Here is a 15,911-nt window from a genome sequence, read left to right as displayed (position 1 = left end):
CATCGATCCGTGAGCCGCATCCTGCTGGCCGAAAAAGGCCGCGAGATGGCCGCCGCGCTGCTCGAGGGGCTGCAGCGCGCCGGCCACCATGTGGAGCACATCGCCGACGGTGCGGCCGCGCTCGACCGCATCCTCACCTCGCCGCCGGCCCTCACACTGCTCGACACCGCGCTGTCGCGCCTCGGCGGCCTCAGGGTGCTGGAGAAGGTGCGCTTGCACAGCGACCATCCGATCATCGTGCTGACGGCCCGCACGCGCGAGGCCGACCGCCTGCGCGGCCTCGACCTGGGCGCCGACGACTACGTGTGCAAGCCCTTCTCGCCGCGCGAAGTGGTAGCGCGCGTGAACACGGTGCTGCGCCGGCATGCGCAGCGCCAGCGCAGCGCCATGCCCTCGCCTTCCGTGGCGTTCGGCGGCAGCGCCCACGGCGTGAGGATCGAGGGGCGGCTGCTTGCGCTCACGGGCCGCGAGTTGAACCTGCTGCAGACGCTCTCGCGCGAGCCGGGCCGGGTGTTTTCACGCTCCGCGCTGCTCGAGGCCGCGTTCGCCGACGCGCTCGACGTCAACGAGCGCGCGGTCGACGGGCACATCAAGAACCTGCGCAGGAAGCTCGCCGCCGCATCGCCCTCGCACGAATGGATCCGCTCGATCTACGGTGTCGGCTTCGCCTTCGAGGAACGGCCGGCCTGAGCGGCGGCGCACTTCGAAGCAGACGGCCGCGACGTGCGGCTGTCGGTTGCCATGATCGGCGCGAGGGTGGAAAGAGCTGAACTTCCTGCGCGGGCCTTGTCGGCCGCGATGCATCCGCCGCTCGCCGCCACTACGGCGCCGGCCACCAGGCCACAGGCACCCAGCAAACCCAGGAGGCGCTGCGGCAGCATGGGGCCGTGGTCTTCCGCAGCCTCGGCGCGGGTGTACCAAACGGCGCTCAAGCGCGCCGGGGCGCGATGGCCCGTGTCCGTGCCTCGCCCTCCGGGGAGGGGCCAGGGCGTTCGATAGCCCCGGGTTTGCTGTCATGCATCGTCATGGCTCTCTTTTCCTGGTGCGATACCGGTCCCGGTCGATCGGGTGGCGCGTGCCTCCGCCCACACGACCAGCAGCGCCCAGACATGGGTCACCGCCCAGAAAAGCGCCGCCAGCAGCAGCAACAGCGCGTCGATGCCCGGGTCGGACCAGAGCTCCGTCCAGGACCATCGCGAAGGTGCCGGCGCGCAGTAGGCCGGGCTCGCCCATGCGAGCGCGGGGGCCACAAGGGCCTGGAAGGTCCTCTTCGTCTTTGGGCGTCGATGCGTGAACGGGTTCATGGCACGCATCGTGCAATTCGATTCGGGAGAAATATGGGAGAGACGGTTCTCCCAATTTCCTCCTCGATTCGCAGCCATGATCGGCCGCTCCCCCATGACGCATTCCCGCCCCGTACGCATGCCGCAGAATGTGGCCATGCATCTCCCGAGCCCATGCCGCGCCTGACACTTTCCAGGAAGATCTTCCTGGCGCTGGCCGCCTTGTTGATCGTGCTGCTGCTCAGCTTCGCCGGGCTTTCCATCGTGGCGCTGCAGCGCGGCCTCGGCTCCTACGTGGCCGAGATCGAGATCCGGCGCATGGACTGGCTCTCGCAGCTGCTGCTCAAGCACTACGCGGCCAACGGCGACTGGAAGAAGCTGCAGGGCAACGACGACGCCTGGCATCGCCTGCAGATGGGCCGGCTCGCCGCCGTGCTCGACGGCGCCAGCAACGCCGACGAACGAAAGCTCCCGCCCTGGTACGAGAACAGCGCGCCGGGCGGCGCCGGCAACGGCTCCGAAGGCGGCGGCGAGAACGGATCACGCCCGCTTCCTTCTCCACCCTCGCCCCAGCTCGAGCTGCTGCCCCGGCGCTTTGCGCCGCCGCCGCCGCTGGGCTTCTTTCCCGATCCGCGCGAAGCCGCCGACTCGATCTTCCAGCGCCTGGGCGTGGTCGATGCGCACGGCGCGCACGTGGTCGGCGCCAAGGTCGACCCGGAGAATGCCGCGCGCCTGCCTATCCGGCACGGCCGCTCGGTCGTCGGCTACCTGGTGCTCGCGCCGATGCAGGGCCTGGAGAGCGAGGCCGACCGCGCCTTTCTCGCACGCCAGTCCGGCGTGATCGCCCTCACCGGCCTGTGCGGGCTGGCTTTTGCGCTGATGCTGTCTTGGCTGCTGGCGCGCCGCTGGTTCCGGCCGATCGACGAGCTCACGCAGGCCGCGCAGCACGTGGCGCGCGGGCGGCTGTCCACGCGCGTGGCAGTGCATGGCTCGGACGAGCTCGCGCTGCTCGGCAAGACCTTCAACGACATGGCGCAGCGCCTGGACACGGTGGAAGCTTCGCGGCGCGCCTGGCTGGCCGATGCGGCGCACGAACTGCGCACACCGCTGGCCGCCATGCGCGCGGAGATCGAGGCGCTGCAGGACGGCGTGCGCAGCTTCGACGAGCGCACCGCGCTGCGGCTGCACCGGCAGGTGATCCGGCTCGGCCAGCTGGTGGACGACCTGCGCAGCAGCATGCGCGAGCCGCAGAACGACCTGCTCGCGACCACTGTGTTCCCGCTCTCGCTGCTGAAGGAAGCGCTCGACCACACGCGCGACCGGTTCGCCGCGCGCGGCATCACCGTGGACCGCAGCGCCATCGACCGTGTCTCGGCGCGCGCCCAGCCGATGATCGACGGCGACGCGCACCGGCTGCACCAGGTCTTCATGAACCTGCTGGAGAACACGCTCGCCTACACCGACGCCGGCGGCCGGCTGTGCATCGGCGCCACGGTCGACGGGACCTGGACGGGCAACAGCCTGACCTTGCAACTCGACGACAGCGCGCCGGGCGTTCCCGATGCGGAATTGCCGCGCCTGTTCGACCGGCTGTTCCGCGGCGAGTCGTCGCGCAGCCGCGAACTGGGCGGCTCGGGGCTCGGCCTGTCGATCTGCCGCGCGGCCATCGAGGCCCATGGCGGCACCATCGATGCCCAGTCCTCCGAGCTCGGCGGGCTGCGCGTGACCATCACCCTTCCGCTTTCCCGGAGCGCAGCGCCATGACCCGCATCGTCATCGTCGAAGACGAGCTCGACATCGCATCGGTGGTGCAGGACTACCTGCGCCACGCCGGCTACGAGACCACGCATTTCGCCGATGGCCAGAGCGCGCTGGACCACATCGTTGCGTCGCCGCCCGAGCTCACGCTGCTCGACATCATGCTGCCGCGCCTCGACGGCATCGAGGTGCTGCGGCGCGCGCGCGCACACACCAGCCATCCGATCATCATGCTCACCGCGCGCATCGAGGAGGTCGACCGCCTGCTCGGGCTGGAGCTGGGTGCCGACGACTACGTCTGCAAGCCTTTTTCCCCGCGCGAACTGGTGGCGCGCGTGCGCGCCGTGCTGCGGCGCACCGAGCCGCCCGCGGAGCGCGGCCAGGCCTGCCAGGACATGTCCGGCCTGGTGCTGGACGACGTGCATTGGCGCGCGTCGCTCGAAGGCACGCCGCTCAATCTCACGCGCCGCGAGTTCGGCCTGCTGCAGGTGCTGTCGCGGCACCCGGGCCGCATCTTCTCGCGCGCCCGCCTGCTCGAGCTCGCCTACGACGACACCATGGACGTGACGGAGCGCGCCATCGACAGCCACGTCAAGAACCTGCGGCGCAAGCTCGGGGCCGTCACGCCGTCGCACGACTGGATCCGCTCCGTCTACGGCGTGGGGTTTGCGTGGGAGGCGCCGGGGCAGGGCTGAGCCTACATCGGGGTTCTGGCCTTGGCGCGGCCCACTCGCATCCTCGCCATGTCACTAGGTCGGCCCGCAATGTGCCATTGCACATCTCGCTTCACCCGGTTCTGCGCTCCCCGATAGCCCGAATCTGCCCACACCGCGTCCTCTTTGCCGTGAAGAAGATCTCTCACCTGTTCCACGTCCGCCTCGTTGGCCGCCGTGGTCGTCACCGTGTGCACCAGCCCCGAGTCCTTGCTCACCATCACCCCCATCGCAAATCCCGGCCGGATCGTCAACGTAGACCGGATGCTGTCCGGGACCGCCAGTTCGACTCCTACCCCCCAAAAACGTCGACAATGCCGCACCGGCCAAAGGGGGGGCGCAGCCCGATTGTTCAGACCAGATGAGCCGCTCACAGTGCGCTGTTCGGTTGATGAACATCAGCCGAAGAATGGAGGGTTTTCCCCATCGCCCGACAACTCCGCCCGGTCCGGCGGAGACAGCCCACACACAGCGCACCCCGGTGGCGGAAAAGCCGTTGATAATTTCGCCGGTCTCGGCACGACCGATGCGGCGAAACCGTCGCCTCAGCTAAACGCCGGCGCGATGCCATCCCAGCACAGGTACTTCACCTCTAGGAATTCCTCGATGCCGTGGTGCGAACCCTCCCGCCCCAGTCCGCTCTGCTTCACGCCACCGAACGGCGCAACTTCGTTCGAGATCAACCCGCAGTTGATGCCGATCATCCCGGACTCGATGGCCGCCGACGCACGCCAGATGCGCGCGGCGTCCCGGCTGTAGAGATAGGCGGCGAGCCCATATTCGGTCGCGTTGGCGATCGCGAACGCGTCCTCGTCCTTCTCGAAAAGAAAGAGCGGTGCGAGGGGTCCGAAGGTCTCCTCCCGCGCCAGCGCCATATCAGAAGTGGCGCCGGCCACGACTGTCGGCTCGAAGAAGCGGCCCCCGAGTGGATGGCGATGTCCGCCGTGCAGCACCGTCGCGCCGTGTGCAACGGCGTCCGCAATGTGCTCTTCCACTTTCCGGACGGCGGCATCATCGATCAACGGGCCGAGCTGCACGTCCGGCTCCAGCCCGTTTCCGATACGCAATGTGCGTACGCGGTCCACCAGCTTGGCGGCAAAAGCCTCGTACACGCCGGCTTGGACGAGCACCCTGTTGGCGCTGATGCACGCCTGGCCGGTGTTGCGAAACTTCGCCGCGACCACGCCGTCCGCGGCCGCATCGAGGTCCGCGTCATCGAAGATGATGAAAGGCGCATTGCCCCCCAGTTCCATCGAGCACTTCTTGATGGTGCCTGCGGCCTGGGCCAGCAACACGCGCCCGACCTCGGTCGATCCGGTGAACGTGATCTTGCGCACCAGCGGGTGCGATGTGAGTTGGGCGCCGATGTCCCGCGTGTCGCTGCCGGTCACCACGTTGAATACGCCCGAAGGCACGCCGGCACGTCGACCGAGTTCCGCCAAGGCCAGGGCCGTGAGCGGCGTTTGGCTCGCCGGCTTGACGACCATGCTGCAGCCGGCGGCCAGTGCGGGCCCCGCCTTGCGCGTGATCATGGCTGCGGGGAAGTTCCACGGCGTGATGGCTGCGCAGACCCCGATCGGCTCCTTCAGCACCACGATGCGCTGGCTGTCCTTCGGCGCCGGGATCACGTCGCCGCGCACACGCTTGGCTTCTTCGGAGAACCATTGAAGGAACGATGCCGCGTACTGGACCTCGGTCCTGGCCTCGGCCAGCGGCTTTCCTTCTTCCAGGGTGATCAGGGTGGCCAGGTCGTCGCTGTGCAAGACCATGAGGTCGTACCAGCGACGCAGCACCTCGGAGCGGTGCTTGGCCGTGGTGCGGCGCCAATCGAGGAATGCACGATGCGCGACCTCGATGGCGTGTGCGGTTTCCTCCTGTCTCAAGCGCGGCAATTCAACGAGCGGCTCGTCGGTGGCCGGATTGCGCAAGGTGTAGGTTCCATGCGGTGTGGCATGAATCCATTCGCCGCCGACGAAGGCGGCGTTGCGGAACAGGTCGGGGTCCTTCAGCAGATTTTTCATGGTTCCTCGCATCAGCCGATGCGCTTGGTTTCGAATCGGATCGGCAGAGACGTCGCCAGTCCGGCCGTGCGCGCGAGGTCGAGGATCATGCCGGCGACTACCACGTCCTGCAGTCCGGAGCCAACCGACTTGTACATGGCCACCTCGCCATCACGGCGCATGCCGCTTGCTTTGCCGGACATCAGGTCATTGAGGCTGACGCACTTGGCGTCGGGCTCGACACCGTCTCGCCGGGCCGCCAGCATGTCCCCGGATTCCTCGAGCACTTCCTCCACGTTGTCGCAAACGATGAGGCTGGCACGCGCCACCACGCTGCTGTCGACTTCACGCTGGTCGGGAAGCGTCGATCCGATGGAGACGACCGTCGCATGGGGCGCGAGCCAGGCACCGTGCAGGGTGGGCTTCTCACCATACGAGCGGGCCGCGGCGAGCACGATGTCGGCGCCGCCGACGGCTTCGGCCGGAGAATCGACCGCATGCGCGGGAACCCCCAGTTCGGCACCAAGGGCTTCGGCGAACGACGCGCGCTTGGCCGGCGTCGGACTGTAGACCCGGATTTCCTGCAGTTCACGCACCGCGGCGATGGCGAGTGTATGCATGCGTGCTTCCAGGCCGCTGCCAAGCACGGCCAGACGTGCCGCACCCTGGGGCGCAAGTCGGTCCAGGGCTGCGGCGGACGTTGCGGCCGTGCGGTATGCGGTGACCAGGTTGCCATCGACAATGGCGGCCAGCGAGCCGGTGGTGGCATCGAACAGGACGACTGCGTATTCGAGTTGCCGGCCTGTGGGCCCGAATGCCATGCCCATCAGCTTGGCGCCGTAGTAGCGGGACCCCGGCGGCACGGCCGTCATGGTTCGCAGCGAGGCACGCTCCGCCGTGCCCACGGCGATCGTGCGTCGCGGGACTGACTGCGGACCCATCGGCCGTGCATAGGTTTCCTGCAAGGCACGTACTGCGGGCAGCCACTGGAAAACGGCGGCCGCGGTTTCGGAAGAGACGAACACGGGCGCATCGGCCACATCGTTCGCGGAAAGTTCGAGGTTGGAAGAGATCATTCGAATTTCAGTTTGGCTTCGTGGATGACGCGCCTGTACAGATCGGTGTCGTAGCGCACCTGATCGATGAGCAAGCCTGGAGGGCCGGAACGCGGGAGCATCCCGAGTTCGCGGAAGCGCGCTTTCAGCGCTTCGTTTTTCAGGACATTGTTCAGCGCCTGGTTCAGGCGCTCGACGGTGGACTCGGGAGTGCCCAGGGGGACAAAAATCCCGAGCCAGGAATTCGTCTCCATGCCCTTGAGCCCCGCTTCCGCCACCGTGGGAACGTCCGGCAGCCGCGGATCGCGATTGGTGCCCGATACCGCGAGGATCCTGACCTTGCCCATCTTCGCGAGTTCGATGGCTGTCGCGTCGAACGTGAGATCAACCCTGCCCGCAGCCACTTCAGTGAGGGCACTCGAGGTGGACCGAAACGGAACGTGGACGAGATCGGTGCCGGTCAAGGCCTTGAACAGCTCGCCGCCGAGGTGGGCTCCACTGCCCGGACCGGCGCTGCCGTAGCTCAGCTTCCCGGGGTTCTTGCGTGCATAGTCGATGAACTCCCGCAGCGTTTTCACCGGCAGTTGCGCATTGACGACCAGAGCGATGGGATAGACCGACGCGATGCCCACCGGTGCGGCGGCCGTGAGCGCGTCGTACTTCACCGACGGATCGACCAGCGGAAGGATGCTGTAGGCAATATTGGTGAGCAACAGCGTGTTGCCGTCCGGCTTGGCACCGAACACGGCGGCGGTTCCTATCCGCGTGCCGCCCCCCGGCCGGTTCTCGATGATCACGGGTTGCCCCAGCGCATGGCCCAACTGCTCGCAGATGACCCGCGCGCCGATGTCGGTGAAACCGCCCGCGGCGTAAGGCACGATCACGCGGACCACATCCGAGGCGTGGGCCGATGAAAGCAGTAGACCACCGATCGCGCCGATGAGTGTGCGACGCCCGAGGAGTGTCATGGTCTTGTCTCGTTTCATTTTGGAGGCGATGACTGTCCGGCAACTGGCTTCAGCAGGGATGCCGCCCGACCATGAACTCGCTGTCTGGATCCGAGGTCACCGGAAGCCCGGAAGCCACCAAGCCCTGGCGAAGCACCTTCAGGAACCGGTCGGGGATGCGCATTGCCGGTGCCCGCAGCGGGCCACCATTGAAGCCGGCGAGCCAGTCCTGGTACTTCCACATGGTCCGGTTCAGCACCGACGTGCCCCCAATGTAGGCCTGGGTAGCCGCCCCGTTGGCACCGCGCGCCGGGTTGACCTTCCAGTACAGCTCCATTGCCTCCTCCCACTTGCCGGTACGGGCAAGCTCGAAGGCGCGCGGATAGTAGTCGCCCATCCACTGCGTGTTGCTGGTGCCGGAGAACTGCATCTTCATCACGCTCATGAGCGGGATGGCATCGCCCTCGATGGGGCAGCTGATCACAACCTCGTCGCGGAAGTGGTGGTACATCTCGCACACGCCGGCTGGCAGCGGAAAGCCCTGCTCCGACTTGATCGCCACGATGTTCGGACATGCCTTCAGAAGGCTGCGTACGAACGCGACCGACATGCCCGCAGGATGGATGCGCTCGAAGCCCCAGGCGGGTAGCGGAAACAGCATCACGGCCAGCTTGGTCGCGTCGCACAGTTCCTTGGTGTAGTCGAAGACTTCCTGCTCCGTCGTCGGCCAGAACTGCGCAGGATAGGACAGCAGCACCATGGTCGCGCCGGCGGCTTCGGCCAGCTTGACCGCCTGGATGTTCTCGGCCAACGTGTTGAAGGCCGCATGGAAGAACAGGCCGAAACCCGGACCCGCGGTCTCTGCCGCCCAGCCGGTGAACTGCGCGTTCTCCTCCGCCGTGATGGCCACTTCGGCGCACAGCAACGTGTGCTTGAATCCGAGTTCCTTGGACAACGCCACGTCGTGGCGTATGCCCCGCTCGTTCAGCCGCTTCAGATCGGCCGAGTAGCTCGGAATGGTCACGGAAGAGCAGCCGATCAGGTGGTCACGGGCCCAGGCCCGGGCGTCTGCGCGCTTATAGGGAAGCATGTTTGTCTCGTCTCGCTTGTGATGGATTGAAAAGCTGCCCTCATCGAGGCACAGCAACGATGAGAGGCACTTTAGGTTCGCTGCGCCCAACAAGCGAGCGTGCGTGCGCGATAGCAGCTATCCGCTGCAGCGAAACCTCAGGCGGCCTGGCCTTCTTCCGAGAGGATCGCGGGTGCCATCGAAAGCAGGAGCGCATGGATCTCCCGCGTCGCGAGCGTGTGCGGGCGGTGGCGCGCGACTGCAAGCACGATCGCCCGCGACAGCACCGGCTCCACGATCTTCAATGCGACGAGCCGCCCCTGATCGTGGGCGGCGATCGACGGCGCGGTGATCGCATAGCCCGCCGCGGAGGCCGCGATCTCATGCTGCAACCGGATCGAGTTCGCCTCCGCGACAACCCGCAGGGTCAGGCCCATCTTGCGTGCCAGCACAACCAGCCTCTCGCGCAGTGGATGAGGTTCACCGGGCAGCACCAGTGGCAAACCGGCGACCTCCTCGAAGCGGATTTCCTCGCGAACTGCAAGAGGATCGCTACTGGCAACAACGAGGCAGAGAGCCCCTTCCATCAGGACCGGTTCGTCCACGCTCGCCTCTGCTTCGTCCCGCAGCAGCAAGGACAAGTCCAGTCGCCCTTGATCCAGCATCTCCTGCAGTTGCGAACTCGATCCTTCCGTCAGGTGCAACCGCACTTGCGGAAACTGCTTCAGGATCCGCTCATAGAGAGGACCGGCAAGCACTGGCACTGTCGAAGGCAGCAGCCCAAGGCGCACGTCTCCCACAGCCACTCCCCTGCTTGCTCGCATGTCGTCGGCAAAGCTCTCCGACTCCGCGATCAGCCGCTTGATGCGGGGATACGCCTGCTCACCCAGTTCGGTCAGGACGACCCCCCGCCCCGTCCGGCGAAACAACCGCGCGCCTGCGTCACGCTCGAGTTGAGCGATACAGCGGCTGACAACTGACTGCGGAACATCCGCCGCCATGGCCGCGCGCGACACCGACCCCAGCTCAGCCACCTTCACGAAATGGTGCCAGGCCGGGTCGACGATGGACTTCATGCCAGTGATTTTCCCCGCCTTTCACTTCCAATGGGGATATTCACATGGGACGGCCGAGGTACTGGTAGGTCTCGAGCATGAGCGCGGCCGACTTTTGTGGATTCAACGCAGGCTCTTGCTCGTACTTGCACAGCTGCAGCGATGCATTCCATACGGTCGAGACGCGCTCGAGTCGACGATTCGAATAGGCCACCAAGGCGTCCTGAATGCTCGTCTGGGCCTTCAGGCATTGGGCGAGCACCACCGCGTCTTCAATGGCCATGCCGCCGCCGGAAGTCATCTGCGGAGTCGGCGAGTGCGCCGAATCACCCAGCAGCACGACCCGGCCGCGGTGCCAGGGGGCTGGCACGAGCGTAACGTCGAAAGGACGAACCAGGACCTGCTGCGGACTCGTGACCAACGCCAGCGAGTCCTGGATCACAGGGGCGGAGAAGCCGGCCAGCCGTTCGCGAACGAGAACATCCAACTGGTCGTCCGGCCAATGCAAGTGCTGGGCGCTGTTCTCCAGGAAGAACAAATAGCACATCTCCTTCGAGGTCGGCAGTGCACCGACGGGGCGCTTGCCGTCCGGCGAGCGATAGAGACAGAAGCCGTCCACCTCGGGCGGCCGCGGGGCATTGAAGCGCCAGGCGCTCTGGCCGGCGAACCACACCCGATGCTCGGCACCGAAGAACTGGTCCCGCAATTTCGAGTAGGCGCCGTCTGCTGCAACCACGAGATCGTAGGCAGCCTCTCGCCCATCGGAAAACTCCACCTCCACGCGGCCTCCGCGATCGATCACGCTCCTGGCGGTGAGGCCGCGCTCCATCTTTGCTCCCGCCTCGCTGGCCGAGGTCTCAAGGATTCGGGCGAGTTCCGGACGGCGAATGCCGATGCCGGGCGGTGTCGGGTTCGACATGAGCAGCTGCCCGGTGGCGTCGTACTGCTTGAAGACCTCGAAGCGCAAGCCGCTCGCAAGGCAAGGCTCGGCCAAACCGATTTCTGAAAGAGCACGCATCGTGTTATGAAGCAGGCAGATGCCCGAGCCGAGCATCGATCTGCTCGGCTGGATATCGATGCAATGGGTTTCCAGGCCCGCCTTGGCCAGCGCATAGGCCGCGGTGGCGCCGCCTATACCGCTTCCGACCACGAGGACCCGCTTGGTCTTGTTCATGGACTTGTCTCCTGTTTCGTCATGTTTGTGGGTGAATCTTTACCACCTGCGCATCGGGTGGCACGGTGTGGTTTCGCAATTGCAGATAGAAGCAGAAGGCCACCGCATCGATCGCGACCGCGGCCCAGCCGATGGCCCCGTAGCCAAAGAACTTCACCAGGGTGCCGCCCAAGATGGGGCCGATGGCTGAACCGATCATCAGCATCGCCGGCGTCGCGGACACCGCGCGCCCCGACGGGTCCAGCTTGGCCAGTATCCCGAAGGTGAAGATGTGCGTGAAAATCACCGCGGAGACGAAGAAAGCACCGCTCGCCGCATAGGCGGGAAAAGCGTTGCTCGAAACAAGCACCACCGCCAGGATGGCTTGTGCCGCGGCGCCTGCAAGCACCACATTGCGGGCATCGAGCCGGTGCTGCAAAAACGCGGCGACTGCGCCCGGGACCAGGTTGACGATTCCGACAGCGATCAACACGATATGCAGATCGGTCGGTGTGAACCCACGGTCTGCCCCCATCCGCTCCATGAAGGAGAACACCATGGCCTGGGTCACGTTCATCAGGCTGATGCCTGCCATGGCGCACCATGCGGCCTTTGGCAGCCGCACCGGCCGCACACCGTGCGCCGCGGCTTCTGCCTGCGCCGGGTGTACTTTCGGAAATGCCACGGCCGTGATGACGCTCGCCGCGATCATGATTGCGCCGAAGATGGCAAAGAGCCCTGCGCCTCCGACCTGCGCGATGATCTGCGGAGCGGCTGCCATGTAGGCAATACCAAGCACGCCAACCGCGACCTGCATGAAGCCAAACAGCCGATGCGGATTGCTCGTGAGGGCAACGGTGCCATGCGTGATGCTCAACCCGACGCCGGTTGCCACCCCCGCCAGCAGATGCAGGAATGCCAGCGTTTCGAACTGGCTGGTGCGCATGCAGGCCAGGAAGACAGCAGCCGAAACGGCGTAGCTTGCAGGAACAATCCAGCGGCGGCCGCGCAGGCGATTGAAGCGCGGTGCCAGGCCCAAGCTCGCTGTGACGGCACCCGCCAGGAACAAGGTGGCCAGTGCGCCCGCCTGCTGCGGGTCGAATCCGAACCGTGCGATCAGCGTTCCGACCCAAACGGGTAGCGCAACGATGTCAATCATTCCCGCGCAATGCGCGGCCATGAGGGCAATCCGTGCCCGCAAGCCAACTGTCGAATTCATATTGAAGCCCTCGGAAAAGTTGTCACTTGGCGGCGCGTGATGATGTGATCCACAACGCCTTCTCATCGCATTCCAGCGTCACAGGCGTGAGTGCCTGCCCCACGCATGGCCCCTTGGTGCAGACCCCGGTGTCGATATCGAACACTGCACCATGCCCATAGCAAGCGATCGAATTCCTGTCGGCACTGAGGTAGGCATCCTTGCGCCAGGCCAATGGGGCGCCGTCAACGTGCGGGCAAGCGTCGAGCCATCCCCTCATGCGATCGCCGCGCCGGACCACGAACATGGCTCTTCGCGGCATGCCCGTGGAATCGAAGCCACGGGCCGCTCCGTCAGGGATTTCGTCGAGCCTGCAGAGGTACGTGCGCATGCCCGCCCTTCAATGCGCCTCGCCGCCAGGCGGTGGGCCGCCCGGCGCCCACTTCTCACGGTGCTGAAAGAGGAAGATCTGCGATTCATCGACCTGCATGGGAGCCTCCCGTGCGACCCAGTTGTCGTCGTGCAGGTCCATGTCCGCGTCGTATTCCACATGGCAGCCCACTGGGCTGTTGAAGTACCAGAACCAGTTGGAGCCGAACTTGTGCCGGCCAGGGCCCCAATACGTCTGGTATCCCTTGGCGGCAAATTCGGTGCCGCGCTGGAGCACTGCCGTGGGACCTGACAGATGGAATGTGAAATGCTCCACCCCCTTCATGAAGGCCGGCGTCTGAATCAGGAACAGCGTGTGGTGATCCAGGGTCCCTGCGGGCCTGAGAAAGGTGCCTGCCTGCGTGAAACGGTCGGTGCAACGGAAGCCGAGCCGGTCCACGTAGAACCGGGAGGCCTTGACCTGATCGGGCACGAAGTACACGACGTGCGAAAGCGTCAGCGGCCGAAACTCCGCGTTGGCACTCGCGCCGACCACGTTGGGAGGCCGGCCCGGCTTGGCGCCCGGCGAGTTCACGGCTTCGGCTGCCACGCCGATCTCCCGCCTCGCCGAAATTTGAAAGCCCAGCACGAAGCCCATGTCGTCGGACGCCTCGATGGAGCCATCGGCCAGGCGCTTCACCTCACGGTCGCGGCCCAGTTCGTCGGCGATGGCTTCCAGCGTTGCACGGTCTGCGACGCCGTAGATCGTTTTCCGCAGCATCGTTCCCGTGTCCATCGGGGGAGGCAGCGAGGGATCCTCGCGGTGCGCGACGACGATGGAAGTGCCATCGATCGCTTCGAAGCGCCCGCCGGTTTCGTCGACGCCGACCGGCGTTAGGCCGTAGTCGGTGAAGAACTGAATGCAGGCATCGAGGTCATCGACGCCGAAGACCAGGGAATCAGGCCCCAGGATGTTCATCCTCTTTCCTTTCGAGAGTGAGAAGGCTCCATGGCCAGCACTCGAAAGCCAAGCATCTGTGCTCGCGAAGCGATGGACGAATCGGCTCCGTCGATTCCCGCAGTCCGAGGGGCCGCAGGACAGTTGCCGTCTCGCCATGCTTTCTTGCTTGTCTCTGTCTTATGTACTGGAACTTCATCAATACTATACGGATCGTCTCGTTATAAATTAAGGACAAACCCTTGAATCGAGATGCGCGTCGATCATCAGGTCGACGGCAGAAGCATCATTGCGATTTGTCCACTACATAGTGGGAGAAGCAGTTCTTCATGACCGTTTCGGCGACGCGACAGATGTCGATCACCGGCACTCTGCATGGAGAGCCATCTACGGGGTTTTCCTCCATTTTCAATACGGCGCGTATTGAATTAGAGTTGGCGCTTCCGGGCGCCGCGCATTTCCTTTCTGCGCCCGATCCGCGGAGACGACCATGACAATCACGAGAAGACAGGCGCTGGGCACCGGCGCCGGAATGCTGATGGCCACGCTTGCCGGAAAGTCGCTGGCGCAGGCCTACCCCGACAAGCCGGTGCGCATCATCGTGGCGAACCCGCCCGGCTCAGGCCTCGACGCCGATTCGCGCTTCTGGGCAGCGGGACTCGCAGCCCAACTCGGGCAGTCCGTGTTCATCGACAACCGCCCCGGGGGCGCGACGACCATCGGCACCGCGCTGGCCGCCAAGGCGGCTCCCGATGGCTATACCTTGCTCATCGGCATTCCGAGCTCGCTGTGCTACATGTCCGAGCTGTACACGAAGCTTCCATACAAGCCCACCGACTTCGACGCCATCAGCCAGCTCACCAGCTTGCGCAGCGTGCTCGTCGCCCATCCGGGCCTTCCCGTATCGACGGCATCCGAACTCGTGGCGCTGGCCAAGGCCAGGCCCGGAACCATCCCGGCGGGAACGCTCGGCATCGGCACCTTCCAGCACCTGCTGGGCGAGTGGTTCGGCGCGATCACGGGGACCGGCTACCAGTTCGTCCCGTACAACACGACCAGTCCCTATGTAGCGCTGCTTGCAGGCGAGACCCAGGTGATGTTCGACGCACTCGCGGCGTCCATGAGCAACATCCGGGCAGGAAAGCTGAAGGCGCTGGCCGTCACGGGCAAGGGCCGCCATCCGCTGCTTCCGAACGTGCCGACCCTCGAGGAATTGGGCATCGGGGACTACGACGCATCGACATGGTTCGGCCTCCTTGCGCCCGCAGGCACGCCCAAGGCCGTGCTGGACAGGCTGGCTGCCGCCTGCGCCGCGCTGGCCCGCAAGCCGGAAGTCATCCAGAGGTACCACGAGTACGGTGGCGAGCCCGTCGGGAGCACGCCGCCGGAATTTGCAGCCTACATCCGCGCCGAGCGAGCGAAATGGATTCCGGTCGTGAGGCGCTCCGGAATCAAACTCGAACTGACCTGAGCCATCCGGACTCGCCATTCCATGTCTTCCACACTGCGACTTCTCTGGTTCGTCCCTCCCTCGCTGGCCGTGGTCGCCGACGCATCGGGCATGACGGCGGGCCTGGCCCTGCAGGCCGGACGAAACGCCTCCTCCGACGCCCAATTCGAGGCGCTTGTGTCCGATCGGGCAGACACTGTGGTCACGGCCATGGACAACGTGATGGACTGGAACCTGCGCCCGGGCCCGCGAGATTTCTGCCTGGTCGCACAACTCGAGCGCACAACCCCACTGACCGTTGTCGGGCAGAGAGGGCGAGCCACGCTCGGGGACCTGCGGACCACGACCATCCTTGTCGACGCACCTGGCAACGGCTTCATCGTTGCCTTGCGCGCCATGCTCGCGGACGAAGGCATCGGACCGGACGCTTACGCGCTGGAGCCGGTGGGCGGCGTACATGAGCGGCACGATGCCATCGTCTCCGGACGTGGCGATGCCACCTTGCTGGGCCCGCCCTTCGACGCCATGGCACTCGAGTCAGGCTTGAGTCGCATCGCGACCGTCCAGGAGCACTATCCCGCCTTTCCAGGGCAAGGCCTCGTGGTGAGCGCGGGCGCACTGAAGCGGCTGCGCCCTGCTCTTTCCGCCTGGTTGCTAAGCCTCGAAAAGGCACGCCGGAGCATCGCCGGCGCGCCGGAGGCCGCGCGCCAGGCATTGGCACTTGCCGGCTTCTCTGCTTCGTCAGCGGATGCGATGCTGCGTGCCACACCTGGCTCGCTGCTGCCGAGCCGCGCAGGCATCGAACTCCTCATCGAGCAGCGTCGCCGCTGCGGCCTGCCCGGCGCCGAGACCACGTATGAAAAGCTGGTCGAAACCTCGGCATTGCCGGGCAGCTGAAATCGT

15 protein-coding genes and 1 pseudogene are annotated in these 15,911 nt (G+C 65.7%); 5 read left to right on the top strand and 11 right to left on the bottom strand.

Annotation, left to right across the window (positions count from 1 at the left end; genetic code table 11):
- Positions 1–9: 9 nt before the first annotated feature.
- Positions 10–690, top strand: coding sequence for a response regulator (locus IB278_RS16355; protein WP_192324195.1), 681 nt, complete (start codon positions 10–12; stop codon positions 688–690).
- Between the two features lie 323 nt (positions 691–1,013).
- Here IB278_RS16355 and IB278_RS16350 read toward each other — a convergent pair whose 3' ends face one another.
- Positions 1,014–1,304, bottom strand: coding sequence for a hypothetical protein (locus tag IB278_RS16350; protein ID WP_225612948.1), 291 nt, complete (start codon positions 1,302–1,304; stop codon positions 1,014–1,016).
- Between the two features lie 153 nt (positions 1,305–1,457).
- On the opposite strand from IB278_RS16350, the gene IB278_RS16345 reads away from it, so the two are divergent.
- The gene (locus IB278_RS16345) at positions 1,458–3,047 is read left to right on the top strand and encodes an ATP-binding protein (RefSeq protein ID WP_192324193.1); all 1,590 of its coding nucleotides are present in this window, start codon (positions 1,458–1,460) and stop codon (positions 3,045–3,047) included.
- Complete coding sequence (locus IB278_RS16340; protein ID WP_192324191.1) at positions 3,044–3,736, top strand: response regulator; 693 nt, start codon at positions 3,044–3,046, stop codon at positions 3,734–3,736. The genes IB278_RS16345 and IB278_RS16340 overlap by 4 nt, the downstream gene beginning before the upstream one ends.
- Positions 3,737–3,789: 53 nt before the next feature.
- Here IB278_RS16340 and IB278_RS16335 read toward each other — a convergent pair.
- The 10 genes and pseudogenes from IB278_RS16335 to IB278_RS16290 all read right to left on the bottom strand — a co-directional run.
- A pseudogene (locus IB278_RS16335) lies at positions 3,790–4,020 on the bottom strand (transposase); the annotation flags it as partial.
- A 279-nt stretch (positions 4,021–4,299) separates the two neighbouring features.
- Positions 4,300–5,775, bottom strand: a complete 1,476-nt coding sequence (locus IB278_RS16330; RefSeq protein ID WP_192324189.1) for an NAD-dependent succinate-semialdehyde dehydrogenase — start codon at positions 5,773–5,775, stop codon at positions 4,300–4,302.
- A gap of 11 nt (positions 5,776–5,786) precedes the next feature.
- Positions 5,787–6,830 (bottom strand): ornithine cyclodeaminase family protein, encoded by a 1,044-nt coding sequence (locus IB278_RS16325; protein WP_192324187.1) that lies wholly within the window; start codon positions 6,828–6,830, stop codon positions 5,787–5,789.
- Complete coding sequence (locus IB278_RS16320; protein WP_192324185.1) at positions 6,827–7,777, bottom strand: Bug family tripartite tricarboxylate transporter substrate binding protein; 951 nt, start codon at positions 7,775–7,777, stop codon at positions 6,827–6,829. The genes IB278_RS16325 and IB278_RS16320 overlap by 4 nt, the downstream gene beginning before the upstream one ends.
- A gap of 49 nt (positions 7,778–7,826) precedes the next feature.
- Positions 7,827–8,846 carry a dihydrodipicolinate synthase family protein gene (locus tag IB278_RS16315; protein WP_192324183.1) on the bottom strand — a complete coding sequence of 340 codons (1,020 nt, stop codon included), beginning with the start codon at positions 8,844–8,846 and terminating at the stop codon, positions 7,827–7,829.
- A gap of 137 nt (positions 8,847–8,983) precedes the next feature.
- Positions 8,984–9,901, bottom strand: a complete 918-nt coding sequence (locus IB278_RS16310) for a LysR family transcriptional regulator (protein WP_192324181.1) — start codon at positions 9,899–9,901, stop codon at positions 8,984–8,986.
- A 40-nt stretch (positions 9,902–9,941) separates the two neighbouring features.
- Complete coding sequence (locus IB278_RS16305) at positions 9,942–11,054, bottom strand: FAD-dependent monooxygenase (protein ID WP_192324179.1); 1,113 nt, start codon at positions 11,052–11,054, stop codon at positions 9,942–9,944.
- Positions 11,055–11,073: 19 nt separating this feature from the next.
- Positions 11,074–12,213, bottom strand: a complete 1,140-nt coding sequence (locus IB278_RS16300) for an MFS transporter (protein ID WP_263864253.1) — start codon at positions 12,211–12,213, stop codon at positions 11,074–11,076.
- 61 nt (positions 12,214–12,274) lie between these two features.
- Positions 12,275–12,622 (bottom strand): Rieske (2Fe-2S) protein, encoded by a 348-nt coding sequence (locus tag IB278_RS16295; protein ID WP_192324175.1) that lies wholly within the window; start codon positions 12,620–12,622, stop codon positions 12,275–12,277.
- Between the two features lie 9 nt (positions 12,623–12,631).
- Positions 12,632–13,579, bottom strand: a complete 948-nt coding sequence (locus IB278_RS16290; RefSeq protein ID WP_192324173.1) for a VOC family protein — start codon at positions 13,577–13,579, stop codon at positions 12,632–12,634.
- 469 nt (positions 13,580–14,048) lie between these two features.
- Between IB278_RS16290 and IB278_RS16285 the strand changes: the two genes are divergently transcribed.
- Positions 14,049–15,029 carry a Bug family tripartite tricarboxylate transporter substrate binding protein gene (locus IB278_RS16285; protein WP_192324172.1) on the top strand — a complete coding sequence of 327 codons (981 nt, stop codon included), beginning with the start codon at positions 14,049–14,051 and terminating at the stop codon, positions 15,027–15,029.
- A 21-nt stretch (positions 15,030–15,050) separates the two neighbouring features.
- On the top strand, positions 15,051–15,905 hold the full coding sequence (locus IB278_RS16280) for an ABC transporter substrate-binding protein (RefSeq protein WP_192324170.1): 855 nt from the start codon (positions 15,051–15,053) through the stop codon (positions 15,903–15,905).
- Positions 15,906–15,911 lie beyond the last annotated feature (6 nt).

It is taken from the genome of Variovorax sp. VRV01 (assembly GCF_014852545.1).
Lineage (GTDB): Bacteria > Pseudomonadota > Gammaproteobacteria > Burkholderiales > Burkholderiaceae_C > Variovorax > Variovorax beijingensis_A.
This window is presented reverse-complemented; position numbering and strand designations above follow the sequence as displayed.

Bases quoted from the DNA above. Each gene is read 5' to 3' on its own strand.
- IB278_RS16350 (WP_225612948.1), bottom strand. From the start codon at position 1,304: ATGAACCCGTTCACGCATCGACGCCCAAAGACGAAGAGGACCTTCCAG.
- IB278_RS16345 (WP_192324193.1), top strand. From the start codon at position 1,458: ATGCCGCGCCTGACACTTTCCAGGAAGATCTTCCTGGCGCTGGCCGCC.
- IB278_RS16340 (WP_192324191.1), top strand. From the start codon at position 3,044: ATGACCCGCATCGTCATCGTCGAAGACGAGCTCGACATCGCATCGGTG.
- IB278_RS16330 (WP_192324189.1), bottom strand. From the start codon at position 5,775: ATGAAAAATCTGCTGAAGGACCCCGACCTGTTCCGCAACGCCGCCTTC.
- IB278_RS16325 (WP_192324187.1), bottom strand. From the start codon at position 6,830: ATGATCTCTTCCAACCTCGAACTTTCCGCGAACGATGTGGCCGATGCG.
- IB278_RS16320 (WP_192324185.1), bottom strand. From the start codon at position 7,777: ATGACACTCCTCGGGCGTCGCACACTCATCGGCGCGATCGGTGGTCTA.
- IB278_RS16315 (WP_192324183.1), bottom strand. From the start codon at position 8,846: ATGCTTCCCTATAAGCGCGCAGACGCCCGGGCCTGGGCCCGTGACCAC.
- IB278_RS16310 (WP_192324181.1), bottom strand. From the start codon at position 9,901: ATGAAGTCCATCGTCGACCCGGCCTGGCACCATTTCGTGAAGGTGGCT.
- IB278_RS16305 (WP_192324179.1), bottom strand. From the start codon at position 11,054: ATGAACAAGACCAAGCGGGTCCTCGTGGTCGGAAGCGGTATAGGCGGC.
- IB278_RS16300 (WP_263864253.1), bottom strand. From the start codon at position 12,213: ATGGCCGCGCATTGCGCGGGAATGATTGACATCGTTGCGCTACCCGTT.
- IB278_RS16295 (WP_192324175.1), bottom strand. From the start codon at position 12,622: ATGCGCACGTACCTCTGCAGGCTCGACGAAATCCCTGACGGAGCGGCC.
- IB278_RS16290 (WP_192324173.1), bottom strand. From the start codon at position 13,579: ATGAACATCCTGGGGCCTGATTCCCTGGTCTTCGGCGTCGATGACCTC.
- IB278_RS16285 (WP_192324172.1), top strand. From the start codon at position 14,049: ATGACAATCACGAGAAGACAGGCGCTGGGCACCGGCGCCGGAATGCTG.
- IB278_RS16280 (WP_192324170.1), top strand. From the start codon at position 15,051: ATGTCTTCCACACTGCGACTTCTCTGGTTCGTCCCTCCCTCGCTGGCC.